Annotated in this window: 16 protein-coding genes and 2 pseudogenes; 7 read left to right on the top strand and 11 right to left on the bottom strand. The window is 69.1% G+C overall.

Going from position 1 to position 20,265, the window contains the following annotated elements; all coding sequences use genetic code 11:
* Nucleotides 1–71: 71 nt before the first annotated feature.
* A pseudogene (locus ABZ260_RS02720) lies at nt 72–452 on the top strand (DUF4232 domain-containing protein); the annotation flags it as partial.
* Nucleotides 453–557: 105 nt separating this feature from the next.
* Here the strand turns inward: ABZ260_RS02720 and ABZ260_RS02715 are convergent.
* The 4 genes from ABZ260_RS02715 to ABZ260_RS02700 form a co-directional block, all read right to left on the bottom strand.
* Nucleotides 558–1,988, bottom strand: a complete 1,431-nt coding sequence (locus ABZ260_RS02715) for a methyltransferase domain-containing protein (RefSeq protein WP_355612040.1) — start codon at nt 1,986–1,988, stop codon at nt 558–560.
* A gap of 292 nt (nt 1,989–2,280) precedes the next feature.
* Complete coding sequence (locus ABZ260_RS02710) at nt 2,281–2,592, bottom strand: hypothetical protein (protein ID WP_355612037.1); 312 nt, start codon at nt 2,590–2,592, stop codon at nt 2,281–2,283.
* Between the two features lie 20 nt (nt 2,593–2,612).
* Nucleotides 2,613–2,807: a hypothetical protein gene (locus ABZ260_RS02705; RefSeq protein ID WP_355612034.1), complete on the bottom strand. Its 195-nt coding sequence runs from the start codon at nt 2,805–2,807 to the stop codon at nt 2,613–2,615.
* Between the two features lie 73 nt (nt 2,808–2,880).
* The gene (locus ABZ260_RS02700; RefSeq protein WP_355612031.1) at nt 2,881–4,032 is read right to left on the bottom strand and encodes a transposase; all 1,152 of its coding nucleotides are present in this window, start codon (nt 4,030–4,032) and stop codon (nt 2,881–2,883) included.
* A gap of 15 nt (nt 4,033–4,047) precedes the next feature.
* Between ABZ260_RS02700 and tnpA the strand changes: the two are divergent.
* Nucleotides 4,048–4,477: pseudogene (gene tnpA, locus ABZ260_RS02695) on the top strand (IS200/IS605 family transposase).
* A gap of 162 nt (nt 4,478–4,639) precedes the next feature.
* Here tnpA and ABZ260_RS02690 read toward each other — a convergent pair.
* On the bottom strand, nt 4,640–5,269 hold the full coding sequence (locus tag ABZ260_RS02690) for a nitroreductase family protein (protein ID WP_355612028.1): 630 nt from the start codon (nt 5,267–5,269) through the stop codon (nt 4,640–4,642).
* Between the two features lie 170 nt (nt 5,270–5,439).
* On the opposite strand from ABZ260_RS02690, the gene ABZ260_RS02685 reads away from it, so the two are divergent.
* From ABZ260_RS02685 to ABZ260_RS02675, 3 genes are all read left to right on the top strand, one after another.
* Nucleotides 5,440–5,913 (top strand): Lrp/AsnC family transcriptional regulator, encoded by a 474-nt coding sequence (locus ABZ260_RS02685; protein WP_350928809.1) that lies wholly within the window; start codon nt 5,440–5,442, stop codon nt 5,911–5,913.
* Between the two features lie 167 nt (nt 5,914–6,080).
* A complete protein-coding gene (locus ABZ260_RS02680; RefSeq protein ID WP_355612024.1) occupies nt 6,081–7,055 on the top strand; it encodes an aldo/keto reductase in 975 nt (324 codons plus the stop codon).
* A 314-nt stretch (nt 7,056–7,369) separates the two neighbouring features.
* A complete protein-coding gene (locus tag ABZ260_RS02675) occupies nt 7,370–7,993 on the top strand; it encodes a DUF4142 domain-containing protein (protein WP_355612021.1) in 624 nt (207 codons plus the stop codon).
* An 86-nt stretch (nt 7,994–8,079) separates the two neighbouring features.
* Here ABZ260_RS02675 and ABZ260_RS02670 read toward each other — a convergent pair whose 3' ends face one another.
* From ABZ260_RS02670 to ABZ260_RS02645, 6 genes are all read right to left on the bottom strand, one after another.
* The gene (locus ABZ260_RS02670; RefSeq protein ID WP_355612018.1) at nt 8,080–9,654 is read right to left on the bottom strand and encodes a glycoside hydrolase family 43 protein; all 1,575 of its coding nucleotides are present in this window, start codon (nt 9,652–9,654) and stop codon (nt 8,080–8,082) included.
* Between the two features lie 144 nt (nt 9,655–9,798).
* Nucleotides 9,799–12,756 (bottom strand): endo-1,4-beta-xylanase, encoded by a 2,958-nt coding sequence (locus tag ABZ260_RS02665; protein WP_355612015.1) that lies wholly within the window; start codon nt 12,754–12,756, stop codon nt 9,799–9,801.
* A gap of 141 nt (nt 12,757–12,897) precedes the next feature.
* A complete protein-coding gene (locus ABZ260_RS02660) occupies nt 12,898–14,364 on the bottom strand; it encodes a cellulase family glycosylhydrolase (RefSeq protein WP_355612012.1) in 1,467 nt (488 codons plus the stop codon).
* Between the two features lie 49 nt (nt 14,365–14,413).
* Nucleotides 14,414–15,238, bottom strand: a complete 825-nt coding sequence (locus ABZ260_RS02655; RefSeq protein WP_355612009.1) for a carbohydrate ABC transporter permease — start codon at nt 15,236–15,238, stop codon at nt 14,414–14,416.
* Complete coding sequence (locus ABZ260_RS02650) at nt 15,235–16,209, bottom strand: sugar ABC transporter permease (RefSeq protein WP_051751874.1); 975 nt, start codon at nt 16,207–16,209, stop codon at nt 15,235–15,237. Before ABZ260_RS02650 ends, ABZ260_RS02655 begins: the two co-directional genes overlap by 4 nt.
* 82 nt (nt 16,210–16,291) lie before the next feature.
* On the bottom strand, nt 16,292–17,587 hold the full coding sequence (locus tag ABZ260_RS02645) for an extracellular solute-binding protein (protein WP_355612006.1): 1,296 nt from the start codon (nt 17,585–17,587) through the stop codon (nt 16,292–16,294).
* A 178-nt stretch (nt 17,588–17,765) separates the two neighbouring features.
* On the opposite strand from ABZ260_RS02645, the gene ABZ260_RS02640 reads away from it, so the two are divergent.
* Both ABZ260_RS02640 and ABZ260_RS02635 read left to right on the top strand, forming a co-directional pair.
* A complete protein-coding gene (locus tag ABZ260_RS02640) occupies nt 17,766–18,779 on the top strand; it encodes a LacI family DNA-binding transcriptional regulator (RefSeq protein ID WP_350928793.1) in 1,014 nt (337 codons plus the stop codon).
* Between the two features lie 178 nt (nt 18,780–18,957).
* The gene (locus ABZ260_RS02635; protein WP_355612003.1) at nt 18,958–20,229 is read left to right on the top strand and encodes a glycoside hydrolase; all 1,272 of its coding nucleotides are present in this window, start codon (nt 18,958–18,960) and stop codon (nt 20,227–20,229) included.
* Nucleotides 20,230–20,265 lie beyond the last annotated feature (36 nt).

Below are 20,265 nucleotides of genomic sequence, written 5' to 3'. Positions count from 1 at the left end.
GAGCAGCCAGATCTGGCCACCATCGGTGAGGTTGGTCACCACGCTGCTCAGGGCGTCGCACCGAGGCGCTCGCGGCGCGCGTCGGCAGGGTGGACGCCGGAGCGGGACAGCGTTACGCGCCGCTGGTGTTCACCAACACCTCCACCGGGACCTGCTGGGTGTACGGCTTCGTCGGCCTGATCATGATCGACGGCAGCGGCGACGCGATGCGTACCAGGACGCGCAGGGAGAGCGTCCAGCCCCGGCGGATCACCCTGCGCCCCGGAGCGAGCGCGCACGCCAGGCTGCACTGGAGCGAGGTGCCCGGCGGGAGCCGATCGTGCCCGGCGTCCGCACGGCTGATGATCATCCCGCCGGACGAGGTGGCGCACCTGGAGATTCCGTTCAAGGCGGCCGTCTGCGACGACGGCCGCCTGGACGTGACCCCGATGGCCTCCGGGGCGCGCCTTTAGCTCCTCGAACCGGGTCCGGGCCTGTTTCCCGGACCCCGCCTCGCTCCGGCCGCCGCGCCCCGGCCGGAGCGGACCGGCGGCGTGCCGGAGCGGTCGGCGGTACGCCTAGGGACGTCTCCGGTAGACCTGGGTTTCGATGTCCACCCCGATCTCACATTCCACGCCGAAGTAGTGGTCGCGCGCCTCCAGGAAGCTCTCCTCGATACCGCCCTGCGACCTCACGAAGGAGAGCAGGCTCCACGCCTCCTTCCTGCCGAGCCGGATCTCGTCGGGACCGAACCCCGGCTCGGCGTCCACCACGTAGCCGAGCGTGGTGGAGAAACGCCGGACGGGCTGGAAGCCGAACTCCGCGGCACGCTCAGGGAGATCGTTGAGGATCGTACGGTCGGCGGCGTAGTTACGGTCGTAGGTCTCGAGCATGCGACGGACCACATCGGGACCGCGGAAGGCCGCGTCGTCGACGTCGACCACGTACAGCAGCCCGCCGGGCCGCAGCACCCGGCGCATTTCGAGCAGGGCCAGGTCCGGACTGCGCAGGTGGACGAAGAGGAAGCTCGCCGTGACCACGTCGTGCGACGCGTCCGCCTCACCGGTGGCGTACGCGGTGCCCTGACGGAACGTGAGGCCGGGGAAGTTCGAGCGGGCCCTGGCGAGCAACTGGGGAGCCGGTTCGACTCCCCGCACGTCGTACCCGGCGAACGGGCCCTCCTCGGTGACCGCGGCCAGGTAGTCTCCGGGCCCACTGCCGACGTCGAGCAGCGACGCGGGCGCGGGCGGGAAGGGCGTCGAGGCCAGGCGTGACCGCTGCTCGGCGAGTACCAACCGGCCCTGTGCGCTCAGCCGCGGCGCCTCCTCCTGCAGGGACAGCAGGTCCAGGTAGAAGTTCTCCGCGCCGAGGCGCTCCACCGCCAGCAGGTCACCGCGGCCTTCGTCGGCGAGAAACCGGACCAGCGAGGGAATCGCCAGCCGCTCGTCACCGGACGGCGACTCCCGGGTCAGCTCCCGATGCCTGAGGTAGAACCCCTCCAGGGCCTCTCCGCCCTCCACGGTCATCACCGTGACCGCGTCGTCGCCCGAGCCGACCTCACCGCGCACCACGAAGTCCCGCTTCGCGTACCGATCGAGGAGGTGGTCATACTGACTCGGCCGGACGATGAGGAAGAACCGGGACGGGCGGAGCGACTCGCAGAGCTGCCGCACCATCGAGTTGGCGATCCGCGTGCTGATCAGGCGGCCCCGGTGGGTCTGGAGCGCCACCCGCTTGCCGATCTCGACGGTCGGCCCGTTCAGGTCGGTCAACTCCAGGGCGGCCAGCCCCGGCGCTCCGGGGCGATAGACGTACGCGGAGATGGCGGCCACGATCTTCCCCCCGGACAGGGCGCACAGGTGAAGACCCTCCGGGTCGCCGTCGTGGTGCACCCTCTCCTCGGTCCACCCCAGCTCGGACATGAACACCCGCCGCCGGAGATCAAGGATCTCCTCGGCGGCCTCTTCCCATTTCAGCCAGCGGACCTCGATGTCACTTCCGTTGCGCATGCTCAAAGACCTCTCAGGGGATGCGTCCGAACCGCTCACATGAGTTGGAGGCGTCCGGCGGCGGGTCGACCGGGGTTCCGATCGTGACTACCGGTGAGGACGTCGCCACATCGCGAAAAGAACCAGGAGGGTAGGGGCGGACGGTTCACCGCCGGGCATGGCCAGGACCACGCCGGGGGCGGTTCACGTCTGCCGGGCAGGCCGTCAGCCGCAATATAGGACGGCGGACTTGTGACTTTCTTGGTGTTCGGCCGGACGGTACGGCACGCCCCGCAGGAGCGGTGAGCGCGCCTCAGCTCACGATCCCCGGCAGGATCACCTCGTCGAGCACGACCGAGGCGGTCGGCTGATCGGGCCTGTCGTACTGGCCTGCGGTGACGGCGACCACGAGGTCCAGCGCGGGCGCCACGTAGATCCGCTGACCAATGAGCCGCGCCAGCAGCGCCGAGGCGCCCCCGCAGTAGGACCATCGGACGCCGGGCTCTTCCACGATCGGCTGTCTCAGGATGTAGTGGAAGCGGTCGGGGGCCGACTCCATCGCGATCTCGCTGTTGGCCGTACTGGTGTAGGGGACGTTCTCGTTCCACTCCAGACCGAGCGTCATGGTGAGCGCGTGCTCGACGGTCAGCGCGGCGCGCCGGGGTCCGCCGCGAGGTCCGGGTACTCGGGGAAGTTCCGTAGCGGCGGCTCGTGCGGCTTCGGCACCCGGCCGTCGGCCAGGGCGATGCCGTACAGGAGGCCGACGACGCTCTTGGTGACCGGGCGGATGTCGTGGAGCGTGTCGGGGGTGAAGCGCACGTGGCCGAGGGGCTCGTTCAATGTCAGCTTCTCAGTCCTGAAGGACTGAGCTTGCAGCTCCTCGCCGTCGGTGGCTTCGACGGTCTGGTCCGCGTCAGGCAGCGTGACTCACTGCCCAGCTTGTGACACCGCGCGAGGCGATGTTACGAGCTGCGTTGACGTCGGCGTGCTCAGCGAAGCCGCACGACGTGCAGGAGAAGGTCGCCTGGTCGGGCCGGTTCTTCTTGTCCACGTGCCCGCACGATGAGCAGGCTTGCGAGGTGTAGGCCGGGTCCACGTGTACCAGGGCGACACCGGCACGGGCCGCCTTGTAGGCGATGAACCGGCCGAGCTGATGGAAGCTCCATGAGTGCAGCGTGACCCGCTGGGGCTTGCGGAGCCGTACCCGGTCGCGGATGCCCTGGAGGTCTTCCAGGGCGATGCCTTGCCCGGTGCGTGTCGCCTCGGTCACGATGCGTTTGGCGATGGTGTGGTTGGTGTCGGCGGCGAAGCGCGCTTCTTTGCGGCGGCGTTTCCTCAGCAGCCGTTTCGTGGACTTGGTCTGCTTGGCCTGGAGGCGGCGGCGCAGCTCGCGGTGGCGGTGGCGGACCGCGTTCAGGCCCTTGCCGCTGTGGCGAACCCCGCCACTGGTGGTCGCGATGTTGGCGATCCCCAGGTCCACCCCCAGGAACCCGTCCGGGGCGGCGACCGGCCGGTCGGGAACGTCGCAGGTGGCGATGAGGAACCACATGCCATCGCGGTACAGCAGGTCCGATTCGCCCTTGCGGTAGGCGGCCAGCGTCGTGAGCTGATCGGCCGAGGCGGTGAACGCCACGCTCTTCATCCGCCCGGCGATCGTCCAGATCGACACCGTCCGCGCGTCCATCCGCCAGGACAGACAGCGGTCGTCGAACGGCTGGGCCGCGCCGGGACGAAAGACGATCGGCTTGGCCAAGACCCGCTCGCGCCGCGCGGAGCCGGGCCTGCCCACATTGCCGTTGCGGACATTGGCGTGCAGCGTGGCGTAGGCGTCGGTGACCTTCTTGACGACATGCTGCGCGGCCTGAGCCGCCAGCCCGTAGTCGTCCTTGATCTGCCCGTAGACGTGCTTACGCAGGTCGTAATTGCGAAATACCCGCCGGTGGTGGGCGAGCGCCGAGACCCAGGTGGCCGCCTTATTGACCGCGCGCAGAGTCGCCTCCAGCGCCGCCGCCTGCTCGGGCGTCGGCAGGAGTCTCACCTGCACCACCAGCTTCACATCGCCCAAAATATCGTTTGGTCCATGTCACCGCGGTGGGAACCCGACTTTGACATCCGCCGGGGCCGAACCGTTGTCCACCCGCTGCACGCGCATTCGGTCTTCACACCCAGGTATCGGCGCGGGGTCTTCACCGACGAACCGCTGTGCCACTGCGAAGACATCATGATCGAGGTGTGCGGCAGTTTCGGGGCGGAGCTGGTCGAGTTCAACGGCGAGGAAGATCACGTGCACCTGCTCGTGCACCACCCACCCAAAGCCGCCCTCTCGACGCTGGTGAACAGCCTCAAGGGGCGTGTCCGCCCGGCTACTGCGCAAGGAGTACCCGGCACATATCCGTAGGTATCTGTGGGGCGGGCACTTCTGGTCGCCGTCGTACTTCGTCGCCTCCTGCGGCGGCGCACCCCTATCGATCATCAAGGAGTACATCGAGGACCAGAGACGCCCGGACTGAGCCGCTCGACGGCCTACCGGTCAGCCCACCGCTCGGGCCTTGGCGGCCCTCCTGCGCTGTCGTTTCCTCCCGGGCGTGAACGCCCGGGGTTCCACGCCAGATCACGCTGAAGTCCTCACCTTCGCCGTAGTGCTCGATGACCACCTGGCCGTGGAGCCCGTGTCAGACCATGGCCTCGGACAAGGGTTTGCGGGCCAGGTCGGGGACCTCGGCGTCGGCGGCGGCGTAGCCGATCGGGAACAGGATGTAGGGCCGCTCGTTGCCCGGCCGTCCGCAGATGCCGGTCAGGAACGCCATCGGGTTCGGAGTGTGGGTGAGCGTGGACAGGCCCATCGCGTGCAGGGCCGCGATGAAGAACCCGCAGGCGATGCCGACGCTCTCGTTGACGTAGTAGTGCTTGACCCTGGTGCCGTCGGGGCGCACGCCGTACTTCTCCGCGAAACAGACCACCAGCCACGGCACCGTTTCGAGGTAGCCCTTGTCGGAGCCGGTCTCCAGGTGGGCCAGGGCCGTACGCCACTCCGGGGTCAGCCGCCCGCCCTCGTAGTTCTGCCGCTCCTCGATCTCGGCCGCCTCCCTGATCCGCCTCCTGGTCTCCGGGTCGCCGATCACGACGAACCTCCACGGCTGCTGATGGGCTCCCGAGGGTGCGGTGTTCGCCGTCCTGACGGCCAGCTCGACGCACTCACGCGGCACCGGTTCGTCGCTGAAGAAGCGCACACTCCGGCGCAGGTCCATATGTTCGTAGAACTCCCGGCCCCGCGTCACCATCTCGGCCTCGGGATAACGCACGGGCCGGTACGGAATGAATGGATGGGAATGTTCCCGTGCCACGATCGCCTCCATGGTTGATATATATGCAGGCGTAGTCTGAATTATGGTTGTAAGCAGGGCAACACAGCGGCCGATTCACTGGCAGATTGTCAGCACCGGGCACGCCCCGCACTCCGGAGGTGGACAGATTGGCAGCTCGGAGGAACGGCCTGGACGAGCTCGACCGTAAGGTGCTCCATCTGATCAGGGAGCGCCCCCGGACCGGCCTGCTGGAGATCGCCCGCCTCCTCGGCGTCGCCCGGGGCACCGTCCAGGCCCGCCTGGACCGGATGATCGCCGACGGCGTGATCACCGACTTCGGCCCCAACCTGTCTCCGCACGCCCTCGGCTATCCGGTGCAGGCCTTCACCACCCTTGAGGTGGAGCAGGCCTCCCGCGCCGACATCTCCAGCGCCCTCACAGCGATCCCCGAAGTCCTCGAAGCGCACATCGTCACCGGCCCCGGCGATGTCTGGTGCCGCATCGCCGGACGCGACCACGAGCACATCCAGCAGGTCATCGACCAGACCCTGGCCATCCCCGGAGTGCGGCGGAGCAGCACGGTGATCACCCTGTCCACCGTGGTCCCCCACCGGGTCCAGCCACTGGCCGACGGCCGCTGAACGGAACACGCCGGACCCCGGCAGCGTGCGCGCCGTCGTACCGGCCCGTCCTGAGCGTGCATTGAGAATCGAGGCGGGGACCGCACCGCAGGACAGGCGAGGGCGGGAGCCGGTGAAGTCGGCGGTCGTATCGTGGGGCCAGGGTTGTGAAGATCTGGAGGTTCGACATGGAGTACGTACGCCTGGGGTCCACCGGTATGAAGGTGTCAAGGGTCTGCCTCGGCATGATGAGTTACGGCGATCCCGCCAAGTGGGGTGAGTGGGTGCTCGACGAGGCCGCCGCCGAGCCGATCGTGCGCCGGGCGGTCGAGGCGGGGATCACCTTCTTCGACACCGCCGACGTCTACTCGCTGGGCAGCAGCGAGGAGGTCACCGGCCGGCTGCTGAGCAGGCTCTTCGCCGACCGGGACGACTATGTGCTGGCCACCAAGGTGTGCATGCCGATGGGCAAGGGTGTCAACGACCGCGGCCTGTCGCGCAAGCACATCCTCTCCTCGATCGACACCTCGCTGCGCCGGCTGGGCACCGACTACGTGGACCTCTACCAGATCCACCGCTGGGACCCGGAAACCCCGATCGAGGAGACCATGGAGGCCCTGCACGACGTGGTCCGCGCGGGCAAGGCCCGCTACATCGGCGCCTCCAGCATGTACGCCTGGCAGTTCGCCAAGGCCCAGCACGTCGCCGAGGTCCACGGCTGGACAAAGTTCGTCTCGATGCAGAATCACCACAACCTGCTCTACCGCGAGGAGGAGCGGGAGATGAATCCGCTCTGCCGCGACCAGGGGGTGGGCCTGATCCCGTGGAGCCCGCTGGCCCGGGGCCTGCTCGCCCGCGCCGGAGCCGCGGAGGCCACCACCCGCTCGGGCAGCGACGCACGCATCGAGGCCCTCTACGACGACGCCGACAACGACCGGCTGATCCTGGAGCGGGTCGCCCAGCTGGCCGGGGAGCGCGAGGTCCCTCCCGCCCAGGTGGCGCTCTCCTGGCTGCTCCACCAGCCCGGCCTGTCGGCGCCGATCGTGGGCGCGACCAAGAACAGGCATGTGGACGACGCGGTCGCCGCGGTCGACCTGCCCCTGAGCGAGAAGGAGCTCGCCTTCCTCGCCGAGCCGTACCGCCCCCGGGCCGTCAAGCACTGACCTTTCCGGCTCACCCGCGTGGGCCACCCGATGTCCGGGAGGCCCACGCGGGCGGCCCGGCGCTCACCGGCCCCGTGCCCGCCCGACATCACGGCATGACGCCCCGCCAGGAGATCCGAGCCTGGCGGGGCGTCCGCGTTCGTACCGGGCGGGACGGGCGAGGTTCGGCGGGCGCCCGACCGGCCGCCTTACTCAACAGGACCACATGTGACCTTTTGTCAGGATTTACCGCCTGTGGCGCTATATCTCCAGAGATACGTGCATATGAGGGAGAGATAGTAGTTCCGACCGTGGATTGATCAACGGAGGGTCCGATGGTTCGAAAGATGATCATCCTCGTGGCGGTCGCCGTGGCCGCGATGGGCGGTACGGCCGGCGCCGTCGTCTCCCCCTCCCCCTCCCCTCAGGCCGTCACCCAGCAGGACAGGGACTTCCTCGTCCAGGCGCACCAGTCCAACCTGACCGAGATCGAGTCGAGCAAGACCGCCCTTGAGAAGACCGCCGGCCAGCAGGACCGGAAGGTCACCAAGACCGTCCGCAAGCTGGCAAAGCGTTTCATCAAGGACCACAAGAAACTCGACAAGGCCGTCCGCCGGGTGGCCGATCAGCTCGGCGTCAAGCTTCCCGACACGCCCAACACGGAGCAGCGCAAGCAGCTCGACCAGCTGTCTGCCCTGAGCGGCGCGGAGTTCGACAGGGCCTGGATCAGCGCGGAGCTCCACGGCCACCACGAGACCCTCGCCGCCGTGGAGCAGGAGATCGAGAACGGTTCCTCACCCGAGGTGAAGAAGCTCGCCACCGTTGCCAAGCCCATCGTGCAGGAGCACATAGACCTGCTGCTCAAGGCCGAGAGGGCCTCCACTCCCAGCCCCTCGGAAAGTGCCGGCCCTTCGGAAAGCCCGAGCCTCCCGGAAAGCCCCAGCCCCTCGGAGAGCTGAGGCGAGCACCGCGGCACTCTGGGGCGGCTCCTCGCTCGAAGACTCCCACGACACCGAGCCTTGCCCAGGTGGCCACGGAACGACGGTCACGAAGGCAGCGGCAGGTACTCGAACCAGTCGAAGGCGGCCGTGTTGCTGCTCGGCCGGCCGTTGGAGGTGGCGTACAGACCGATCATGGCACCGGTGAAGCCTCCGGCCACGGTGGAGCTGAGGATCCGGCCGTCCACCGGATCTCCGAGGTCGATCCACTCGCCGGGCCGTACCGCGTAGCGGGCCTGGTAGTCCTGGCCGTGCGCCTCCACGCCGAGCCAGAGCGGTCCGGGCGGTCCGGCCGGCCCGGCCGGGATGTCGGCGCGGGCCAGGCGGGTGTCCACACCCTCGGCCCTGCGGGTGAGTTCCAGACCGCGCACGGTGAGGGTAAGCGCGATGTGGAAGTCGTCGTTCTGGAGCAGGACGAGCCCGGCGCGCTCCTCCCCCTCCGGACGGAACTCCATCACCGTGTGGGCCGCGAAGGCGATGTGCCGCTGCCGCCGGGCGACCAGGCTGGGCGCGGCCCGCTCGCACACGGTCTGCGGGAGCGCGCGGAGGGTGAGCCGGCTGTCGGCCAGACTCCAGTACGGCTCCCTGGGCGTGCGCAGGTGGTTCCAGTCCGGCGCCAGGTGTCCGGCGTCGAAGTGGTCGCAGGCGGGGCCGGCGGGCCAGCGGCGAACCGGCGTCGAGGGGGCCGGCATCCGCGGCTCGACCTGGTCGAACACCGGCCAGTCGTCCTCCCAGCGCACCCTGGTCAGGAAGGTCTCGCGGCCCAGGTTGTAGCCGCGGAAGGCGCGGGCGGCGGCCGTCGTGGGCGGGTCGTCGGGAAGACCGCCGTAGGGGCGGGTGGCGAGCAGCACCGACCACCACTCGCCCTGCGCGTTCTGGACCAGGTCGGGGTGGCCGACGCTGGTGATGGGGTGGCGCAACCCGAGGTGGCGGTGGGTGAGGACGGGGTTGCGCGGGTTGCCCTGGTAGGGGCCGGTGATCCGCTCGGCCCTGGCGACCATGACCGCGTGGTCCTCGGCGGTTCCCCCCTCGGAGGTCAGCAGGTAGTAGTGGGCGCCGATCCGGTAGATGTGCGGGCCCTCGGACCAGATGCCGCCGCGCTGCACCGGCTCCCAGATCACGTACTCCGCACCGACCGGCTTGAGCGTGGCGAGGTCGAGTTCGCGCAGCCAGATCTCGGTGTCACCGTCGTAGCGCCTGGCCGCCCTCTCCCGGCTGCCGGTCATCCAGGCGCGGCCGTCGTCGTCGAAGAAGAGCGAGGGGTCGAAACCTCGGGTGTCGGGAAACCAGACCGGGTCGCTCCACGGCCCGGCCGGGTCGGTGGCGGTGACCAGGAAGTTGCCCGGCTCGTCCATCAGCGTCGTGATCATGTAGAAGACGCCGTCGTGGTACCGGAGAGTGGGGGCGTAGATGCCGCCGGACGGCCGTACGCCGTCCAGATCGAGCTGGGAGGGCCGGTCCAGCACGTGACCGAGCTGCCGCCAGTGCACGAGGTCTCGGCTGTGGAAGATCGGGACCCCGGGAAACCACTCGAAGGACGAGGTGACGAGGTAGTAGTCCGCGCCCACCCGGCATACCGAGGGATCTGGGTGGAAACCGGGGATGACGGGGTTGTCGTACACGGGTCCTCCGTTGGTATGTGCGGATCCTTCGTCCGCGCGACTTCCTGGCCGGGGTAGGCGGCCTCTTCCGGGAGACCCGCGTACCCGGGGGGCGCCGGGCCCGCACGTTCCAACGGCGGGCGGGCCCGGCGGCCCGGGGCGGGCCTACTTGACGAGCTGGAGCACTCCCCACCTCGACGTGTCGACGTAGCCGCGCCCGGTCGGGTCGTTCCAGGTCGCGGCGGCCGCGCGGGTGGCGCCGACGGCGTCGTTGACCTGGATGTCGAAGCCGAGCAGGGCGTCCTTGGCCAGGGTGACCGTGGGCAGCCTGATCGCCGCCTCGACTACGTAGCCGCCGGGGACGCGGGTGGCCGCGCCGGTCAGGTTCTCCTTGACCGCGAAGGCGTCGAAGGTGCCGCCGACGGTCTGCCTGCCGGTGAAGCTGATCCGGTACTGGCCGTCGTCATCGTCGTAGCCCTTGGTCTTGTTGTTCTGCGGGTCCACGAAGATCTCGACGGAGTCCTGCTCCCAGGCGTTGGGCGACTCCTCGCTGAGCTCGGGGTCGGTGACGCGGGCCAGCACGTAGAGGGTGCCGGAGTTCCACATCGCCCGCACCTTGGCGGTCGCCCCCGAGGTGCCCTGGATCCGGGTGCCGGTGGTTATCTCCGGCGCCTGGTTCCACGCGGCGTCCACGATGCCGTCCACCACCGGGGTCCTCTTCGGCGCGCGGGTCGTCCTGATCGCCGGGATGGGGGTCAGCTCACCCGCCCAGGAGATCTGCTGACCACCCGCGTCGGCCACGACGACCTTGACACCGGTGGCCGTCCCCGAGGGGAGCAGCGCCTCCACCCGGTAGCCGGTGGCGGTCTTCTTGGTGTGCGCCCTGAAACCGTGGGCGTGCGTGCCACCTCGCTGGATCCGGTACGGCGTGCCGCCCACGGTGAGGGTGACCGTGTCGTTCTTGTTGTCGGTCGGATCGTTGACCTCGGCCAGTACGTACAGGCCGGCGGATGTGGTGCGCGCCTGCCAGCCGGCGGACAGGTCGCCGATCCTGGCGATGGGGGCGTCGGGCAGCAGGTTCCACTCGTCGTCCCGCTTGCCGTCCACCGTGACCGTGCCCGCGGGCGCGTTCAGGCTCCGGGTCAGCGGGGGCAGCCTGCCGGGGTCGGCGATGCCCCAGTACGCGGGCTTGGCCTGGAGCTCGTCGTCGAACGGCAGTGGCGGGTTGGTCCGGGTGATCGGGAAGGACGACAGCCAGGTCGCGTCGTCGGCGACGCCCCAGATCGTCACCGACGACAGGTGGTCCGCCTGCCGCCGGAAGACGTCGAAGATCTCCCGGTACCGGTGGCCCTGCAGGGCCAGGATCTCGGCGGGCACCGTGTCGTAGGAGGTCACGAAGTCGGTGTAGACGCTCACGTCCAGCTCGGTGACCTGCTGCTCGACGCCGAGTCCGGCGAACTTCTCGATCGTGTCCTCGATGAACGAGGTGGGCGGCTGCTCGACGTTGACGTGCAACTGGTGACCGACCGCGTCGATCGGGACGCCCTCGGCGCGCAGCTTCTTGACCAGGTCGTAGAGCGCCTGCCGCTTGCGCGGGAACTCGGTGTTGTAGTCGTTGATGACGAGCGTCGCGTCCGGGTCCACCTCGCGGGCCACCCGGAAGGCGGTCCTGATGTAGTCGAGGCCGGCGATCTCGAACCATGGGGAGCGGCGCAGCCCGTCCGGCCGGTTCTCGTCGATGACCTCGTTGACCACGTCCCAGGTGCCGATCCTGCCCTTGTAGCGGCCCATCACGGCGCGGATGTGGTTCTCCATCCGCTGGAGCAGGATCTCCTTGGTGGCGCCCTCGAACACCCAGTCGGGGGTCTGGCTGTGCCACACCAGGGTGTGGCCGCGGAACTCCAGGCCGTTGGTGGTCGCCCAGTCGACCAGGTAGTCACCGTCGGCGAAGGTGAAGTCGCCCTCGGCGGGCTCGGTGGCGTCCCATTTGAGGCTGTTGCCGGGGGTGACGCTCTGGTAGTGCTTGGTGATCAGCTTGGCGTGCTCGCCCAGGGTGGCGCCCCGGTAGAAGGCCGCGCCGACGGTGAACGGCAAGCTGTCCTTCAGCGAGGGAATGTCGGTCTGGATGGGCTTGGGTTCGACGTAGGTCAGCTGGAAGTCGTCGATGGCGAACGGTTCCGTCCCCGCGGCCGACTCGACGTAGACGCTCAGGAAGTCCACGTCGTGGGCCAGGGTGTAGGTGCCCGCGAGCCTGGTCCACTCGCCGGCGGCCAATGCCCTGGGCGCGGCCACCCGCTCGTAGGCGGGGGTGCCGTCCAGCCTCCGTTCGACGGACAGGCCCAGGCTCTGGGCGCTGTCGGTGCGCACCCACACCGACAGGTCGTACTTCGATCCCTTGGCCATCTTGCCGAGGACGGTCCGTGCGGGACCGTCCCAGGAGGCCTGCCGGTTCGTCACGCCCAGGCCGTAGGCCCCGGTGTGCGCGAAGCCGTCTCCCGGGGTCAGGGTGGCGCCGCCACGCGCGGTCCACTCCTGCGCGGTGCCGGTCTCGAAGTCGCTGGTCAGGCCGGACCGGGTGGGGTCGGTGTCGGCGGTGACCACGATGTCGTCGAGCTGGAAGGCGACGGTCTCGCCCGAGCTCTCCGCGTACAGCGACAGGGCCGAGTCGGCCGCGTAGGTGTAGGTGCCGGACAGCCGGACCCACTCGGAGTCGGTGACGGTGGCCGCCGCGACCCGCTCGTAGACCGTCGTGCCGCCTGCCGGGGTGCGCTGCACGGTGAGCGCGACCGTCGAGGACGGCTGACCGGCGACGGCCCGCGCCCACGCGGTCACCTGGTAGCTGACGCCCTTCTCGAAGGGCGGGGTCACGGCCGCTCCGTGCCAGGTCGCACTGCGGCCGGTGGTGAGCAGGGACCGGGTTCCGCCGTGCGCGGAGTCCGTGGCCGCGGTGACCGAGACCCCGGAGCCCCGGGGTTCCCAGCCCTGCGTGCCGGACTCGAAGTCGTAGCTGGCGATGGTGGCGGCGGCCGCGTGCGCGGCGGGGACGGTTGACGCGCCTGCCAGGAATGACAGTGCGAGGGACAACAGGGCCAGGACCGCTGTTCGCGGCCGGGGGGTGCGCATCTCTCCTAGGCTCCTCGGTCAGGTAGGAGTGGGGTGCCGGTGGGACAGCGGGATCCGCCGGGCGTCGCCGCGCGGGTCCTCAGGCGCCACCACCGTACGACTCCGTCAAGCATCGCCGTACGGGGTCGCCGTGCGGTTTCCTCAGACGTCACCGCCCGGGTTATCACCCTGCCGGTTCTCGGCGAGCAGGTTCTCGGTGAGCGGGTTCTCGGCGAGCAGGTTCTCGGCGAGCAGGTTCTCGGCGAGCAGGTTCTCGGCGAGCAGGTCGAGCAGCGGCTGCCGCCGGACGCAGCGGGTGAGCGCGAAGGAGTCGGCGAGGGCGGTCAGTTCCTCGTCGGAGCAGCCTCGCAGCAGTTCGGCGTACTCGGGGACCAGGGCCTGCGCGATGAGGATGTGCCGGATCAGGTCGTCGGTCTGGTAGCGGGCACCCCACGGGTAGGGGTTCCAGGAGGGGAACTCGGTCTCCATCAGCCGGTGCAGCGGCGCCAGCTCACTCGCCGACTCCTCCATCGTCGAGCCCCACCGGTCCGCGCCCAGCCGTCCCTTCTTGGCGATGAAGTCACCGAACCGGCTCATGTACGGTTCACCCGCGCTGACCAGGCCCTGCAGCCCGACGTCCTTGTAGGTCCACAGCGACCAGCCGGCCTGGTAGGAGTCGAAGATCTCCAACTGGTCGCGGAGGATCTGGTAGCGCTGCCGGTCGATCTCCGCGTCGCCGGTGTAGACGGGGCCGAACTCGCCGACCCACAGGGGGGTGCCCGTCTCACGCTGGAAGACGGTCCGCCGCTCGAAGGATTTCTCCAGCTGGGCCCGGTCCACCCACTCGCCGCGGGTGTGGCCGGGGTAGGGGCCGCCGTGTGCGAATCCGGCCAGGGCGTAGTCGTGGCAGACGAATACCGTGTTCTCGTACACCTCGCGGAAGATCGAGAAATCGGTGGAGTAGGTGTTGCCGTCCAGGAACAGCACGTGTCCGGGGTCGACGGCACGGACCGCCTTGACCAGGCGGTCGTAGAAGGGGCCGACCACCTGCCCGCTGGAGTCGCCGGGCTCGTTGATCGGGTTGTAGCCGGCCACCCATGGGTTGTCCCGGTAGCGGTCGGCCACGGCCTCCCACAGGTGGACGACGCGGTCCTGGAAGTGCCGGTGCTGCCAGAAGGAGGCTATATGCGTGGGATTGTCGGAGTGCCAGTGCTGGTTCTGCGCGCCGGGCAGGGCGTGCAGGTCGATGACGCTGTAGATGCCGCACTCGGCGAGCAGGCCGATCACCCGGTCGAGGTGCCGGAAGCCCTGCTCGATGATCTCGAAGGGGCGGTCGTCGGACTCCAGGTGGCGGTAGTTGATCGGGATCCGGACGCAGTTGACGCCGAGACCGGCGAGGAGCGAGGCGTCGTCCGCGCCGAAGAACGAGGTGAGCAGGCGGTCGAAGAACAGCTCGGCCCGGTCGTCGCCGAGCACCTCCCGGACCGCGGCGCGCATCGTGGCCTCGTTGGCCGGATATCCGGTGATGAAGTTCTCCATGTTCAGCCAGCCCCCGAGGCCTACTCCGCGCAGCCGTACCGGGGTGCCGGCCGAATCGACGAGACGGGATCCGGCGACACTCAGGGTCATGTTTCTCACTCTCCACAACGGTCGTTCGACACAGCGATGAGGTCCCGGCTCAGCCCTTGGTGGCGCCCGCGGTGAGGCCGCTGATCAGCTGGCGCTCGGCGACCGCGTAGAAGGCCAGGGCCGGGACCATGGAGACGATGACGTAGGCCAGGATCTTGGCCGTGTCCGCCGCGTACTCCCCCTGGAACTGCTGGACGCCCAGTGGCAGCGTCCACAGGTTCGGGTCGTTGAAGACCACCAGCGGGAGGAAGAAGTTGTTCCAGCTCGCCACGATCGCCAGCACCGAGACGGTGGCCAGGGCGGGCCTGGCCATCGGCAGCAGCACCCGCCAGAAGAACCCGAAGGGGGTGCAGCCGTCGAGGGTGGCGGCCTCCTCGACCTCGTTGGGGATGGACCGGAAGAAGGTTCGCAGGATGATGATCGTCAGCGGCAGCCCGAACGCGGCCTGCGGCAGGATCACCCCGAGCGGGTTGTCCAGCAGGCCGAAGGTGCGCAGCAGGATGAACAGCGGCAGGATCGCCACCGCGAACGGGAACATCAGCCCGATGGCGAACAGCGTGAACAGGAACTCGCGGCCGCGGAAGGCGAACCGGGCGAAGGCGAAGGCCGCCATCGCCGACAGGAACACCACCAGCATGGTGGTCGCCACCGCGATGAACAGACTGTTGAGGAGCTGGCGCCAGAACGCGCCGGTGGTGATCACGTCGGTGTAGTTCTCGGTGACCCAGGGGGAGGGCAGGCCGAGCGGGTTCTCCGACAGCTGGGCGGTGGTCTTGAAACCACCGAACAGGCCGTACACGAAAGGGACGACGATGAAGACCGCCGCCACCCAGACGATCACGTGGATCGGGGCCGTCCGGAACCGGGCGATCATCGGTGGTCTCCCATCGTGGTACTGGCCCCCTCCAGATCTCGGCGCAGCACGAACCGCTGGTAGCCGAGGGCGAAGACGAGGCTGATCAGGAACATGGCGACGCTGATCGCGCTGGAGTAACCGATCTGGGTCCGTTTGAAACCGTATTCGAACATGCTCACGGCCATGGTCTCCGAGGCGTGCGAGGGGCCGCCGCCGGTGAGGATCCAGACCAGGTCGAAGAGCTGGATCGTGCCGATGACGGACAGGAACACGCTGACCCTGATGGTGGGGCCGAGCAGCGGCAGGGTGACGTGCCGGAACACCTTCCAGCCACCGGCGCCGTCGATCCTGGCCGCCTCGTGCAACTCCTTGGGGATGCCCTGCAGCCCGGCCAGATAGATGATCATGTGGAATCCGAAGTACTTCCAGGTGATCACCAGGAAGATCGAGAACAGCACGGTGTCCGGCTCCGACAGCCAGCTCCACGGCTCCAGCCCCCAGGAGGTCAGCAGCCGGTTGGCCAGCCCCGCCTCGGGCGAGAGGATCAGCGAGAACAGCACGCCGGTGATCGCCTCGGAGAGCATGTACGGCGCGAAGAACAGCAGCCGGTAGAGGGCGCGCCCCCGGATCCGCTGGTTCAGCATCACCGCCAGGCCCAGCGAGAGCGGCAGCTGCACCACCAGGGAGAGCACGACCAGGATGCCGCCGTTTTGCAGGTCGCCGATGAAGATGTCGCTGTTCAGCAGCCGGGTGAAGTTGTCCAGACCGATGAAGTCGCTCGGCGGCCCGATGCCGTTCCACTTGTGGAGGCTGGTGTAACCGGCGACCAGGATCGGCGTCAGCACCAGCAGGGTGAACAGGACCAGGGCGGGGAGCACGAACAGGATCGCGGTGATCCAGCCGCTTCCCCGGCGCCGCCCCTCGCGCCGTCCTCGCCGCTCGGCGGGTCTTCCTCCGGGAGGGGCCGGACGTGCGTCCGGCCCGGTCATCGTCGTCACCGACCTCGCCCCTTCACCGTGCTCACCGTCGGTTTCCTGGCCTCGATCGGCTCTGTCACCTTCATCCGGACGGTTACTCCGACTCCGACTTCGCCGTCTCGGTGATGACCTTGACGACCTCCTCCGGCGTCTTCTTGCCCGCGATCAGCTCGGCCACGGCGTCGTTGACCTCCTGGCCGACGGCCGGCGGGTACGCCTGGTCGAGGTAGAGCTGGAAGCCGGTCGCGGCCGACAGGGCGTCGGAGACCACCTTGATGTTGGGGTCGGTGACAGCCGACTCCTCACCCTTGAGCACCGGGAGCACACCTCCCGCGGCGACCGCCTTGGAGTGGTTCTCCTGCTTGAGCGCGAACTTCAGGAAGTCCAGCGCGGCGGGCGGGGCGTTGACGCCCACGGCCAGGCCGCCACCGCCGCCGAACGCGTCGCCCGCGGAGCCCTTGCCCCCGTCCACGGACGGGAAGGTGAAGAACCCGAGGTCGTCCCCGAGGCCCTTGCCGGAGTCCTTCTGCACGGACGGCGCCCACTGGCCCATCAGTTCCATGGCGGCCTTGCCGTTGCTCACGGTCGCGGCCTGTCCATCGGGGGTGGAGTAGTCGGCGTTGAGGAAGCCCTTCTGGAACGGCTGGAGGTCGACGAGTTCCTTGAGCCGCTGCCCGGCGGCGACGAAGTCGGGGCCGGTGAAGTCGTTGGTGGTGCCGGCCTGACTGAGCGCGTCCAGGCCCGCCACCCGCATGGCCAGGTAGGCCCAGTAGTAGTGGCCCGGCCACTTGGCCTTGCCGGCGAGGGCTATCGGGGTGGTCCCGGTCGCCTTGATCTTCTTCACCGCGTCCAGGAACTCGGTCCAGGTGGCGGGCGGAGTGGAGACGCCGGCCTTGGTGAAGATCGACTTGTTGTACCAGAAGCCGACCATGCCGATGTCGGTGGGCAGCCCGTAGGTCTTCCCGTCGAACTGGTAGGCGGCCAGGGAGGCCGGGGTGAAGTTGCCGAGGATGTCACCGGCCTCCGACGTCAGGTCCTTCACCAGGCCCGCCTCGATGTGCTGCTTCAGGACGCCGCCACCCCAGGTGGAGTAGAGGTCGGGCGCCTTCCCCGACTGGGTGAGGGTGGCGAGCTTCGGTTTGTAGGAGTCGTTCTCGATGCCGATGTTCTTGATCGTCACATTCGGGTTGGCCGCCTGGTACTCCTTGACGCGATCCGCCCAGAAGGACTTGAGCGGTTCGGCCGTCGCCAGGTTCCAGAACTCGAAGGTGACCTTCTCCGAGCCGGCGCTCGCGCCCGGTTTCGACCCGTTGTCGTCTCCGCTCGTGCCGCAGGCTCCAAGAAGCGCCATCGATGCCGCCAGCGCCACCACGCCTCGCCGACTCAGCATGGGGTTCCCCTTTCGGGAGTGGGTCTGAAAAATTTCATAGGTTCCCCGAATATTTCGTGACCCGGAGGATAGGTAAACTGTTGGTTACGCGTCAATAGCCGCCGTGGTAGCGAGCTCGAACAGCGACGGAGACGGCCCTCTTACGGGTCTCCGAAAGTTTTCGGTTAGTATTCGCCGCATGCCATCCAAGAGGCGGGTGACGATCGCCCTGATCGCCGAGGAGGCCGGGGTCTCCGCGCCCACGGTCTCGAAAGTCATCAACGGGCGGCCCGAGGTCGCCTCCGAGACCAGGCAGCGGATCGAGCGCCTGCTGCACAAGCACGGCTACATACGCAGGACCGGCCAGGGTGACGAGCCCGTCGGCCTGGTGGACCTGGTCTTCACCGAGATCGAGAGCCCGTGGGCGATGGAACTGGTGCGCGGCGTGGAGACCGCGGCCCGCGAGGTCGACGCCGGCGTGGTCGTCTCGGTACTGCACAGCCACGCGGGCCCGGGCAGGGACTGGGTGGAGCGGATCGCCACCCGGCGCACCGACGGGGCCATCCTGATCGGCTCGCGGATCAGCGCCGCCCAGCATGGCCAGCTGGCCGCCAGGTCCATCCCCTTTGTGGTGGTGGATCCGGAGGGCGAGCCTCCGCCGGGAGTCGCCTCGGTCGGCGCCACCAACTGGAACGGCGGCCTGGCCGCGACCCGTCACCTGCTGGAGCTGGGCCACCGCCGGATCGGGATGATCGGCGGCCCGGCCGGCATGCTGTGCAGCCGGGCCCGCATCGACGGCTACCGCGCCGCGCTGGAGACCGCGGGGATCGCGGTGGACCCCTCGCTCATCGGGTACGGCGACTTCCTGGTCGGCTCGGGCCGCGACCTGGGCCACGCGCTGCTGTCGGCGGCGGACCCGCCCACCGCGATCTTCGCCGGCAGTGACATGCAGGCGTTCGGCGTCTTCGAGGCGGCCAGGCAGCGTGGCCTGCGGGTGCCGGAGGACCTGTCGGTGGTGGGCTTCGACGACCTGCCTTTGGCACGTTCCGCCTGGCCGCCGCTGACCACCGTGCGCCAGCCGCTCCAGGAGATGGCCGCGCTGGCCACCCGGATGGTGCTCGGCCTCGACCGCGGTGGGCACGAGCCCCGGCGGGTGGAACTGGCCACCGACCTCGTGGTCCGCGACAGCACCGCCCGCCCTGACGGCTGTTGACTGCCGCCCTCCGAAACATTTACGGTGATCGACACGAAAAGTCTCGGTAATCTTGTGAAACTTTCGGAAAGCGGGTTCCCGCATGTCACGACGTCACAGGGCACTACTGACACCGATCCTCCTGCTCCCCCTCCTCGGGCTTAGCCCGGCCATCAAGGAAAGCGCTTCCCCGATCCGGGTGGATCAGCACGGCGTCCTCCAGCGGATCGACGGCTTCGGCTTCTCCCAGGCATTCCGGCGCAACGAACTGGTCCGCGCGCTGCCCGCCGCCAAGCAGCGGGAGATCCTCGACCTCTGGCTGAGCCCGGAGAAGGGCGCCGGGCTCAGCATCCTGCGCCTGGGAATCGGCTCCTCCCCGGCCGGCAGCCCGTACGACCTGATGACCTCCATCCAGCCCGAGGACCCCGGCGGCCCGGACGCGCCGCCGAAGTACGTCTGGGACGGCGAGGACGGCGGCCAGGTCTGGCTGGCCAAGGAGGCCAAACGCTACGGCGTGAACCGTTTCTACGCCGACGCCTGGAGCGCCCCGGGCTACATGAAGGACAACGGCTCCGACAGCAACGGCGGCACCCTGCTCCCGGCGTGGCGGCAGGCGTACGCCGACTACCTGGTCCAGTACGCGAGGTTCTACGCCCGGGAGGGCATCAAGATCACCGACCTCGGGTTCACCAACGAGCCCGACCTCACCGTCTCGTACGCCTCGATGCGCTTCACCCCGAGCCAGGCCGCCGAGTTCGTCAAGGTCCTCGGCCCCACGGCGGCCCGCGCCGGCCTCAAGGTGATCTGCTGCGACGCCGCCGGCTGGTCCGAGCAGCGCGAGTACACCCGCGCCATCGAGGCCGACCCCGCCGCGCGGCGGTGGGTCGCCACGCACGCCGGCCATCCCTACGTCAGCCCGGTGGACGGCCCGCTGCCCACCGGCCGGCCGGTCTGGATGTCGGAGTGGTCGCCCAACGGAAGCACCTGGAACGAGGCGTGGGACGACGGCAGCGGCTACGACGGCCTCGCGGTCGCCCAGCAGATCCACGACTCGCTCACCCTGGGCAAGGCGAACGGCTACGTCTTCTGGTTCGGCGCCTCGCGCGGTGCCACCCGGGGCCTGATCCAGATCGACGAGGCCACCTCGACCTACCACGTCTCCAAGCGCCTGTGGGCACTGGCCGCCTACAGCCGCTTCATCCGGCCGGGCGCGATCCGGCTCGCCGTCACGGCCGCCGACCCGGCGCTGAAGGTCACCGCCTTCCGCAACGCCGGGGGCTCGGAGGTCGTGGAGATCCTCAACACCGCCACCGTCCCCGTCTCCACCAGGATCACGACCCGGGCGGGCCGGGCCACCTCCTACCTGACCGACGGCGACCACTCACTCGCGGCCACGCCGCTCGCGGGTCTGCGGCCGGACCGGACCCTCACCCTTCCCCCGCGTTCCCTGACCACGGTCGTCGTACGTTGACGCGCCCCGTACCGGAGACGGCCGTCACGCGGAAGG

Source organism: Streptosporangium sp. NPDC006013, from assembly GCF_040614275.1.
Classification (GTDB): Bacteria; Actinomycetota; Actinomycetes; order Streptosporangiales; family Streptosporangiaceae; genus Streptosporangium.
The sequence above is the reverse complement of the archived record's forward strand: the minus strand, read 5'-3'. Positions and strand labels throughout refer to the sequence as shown.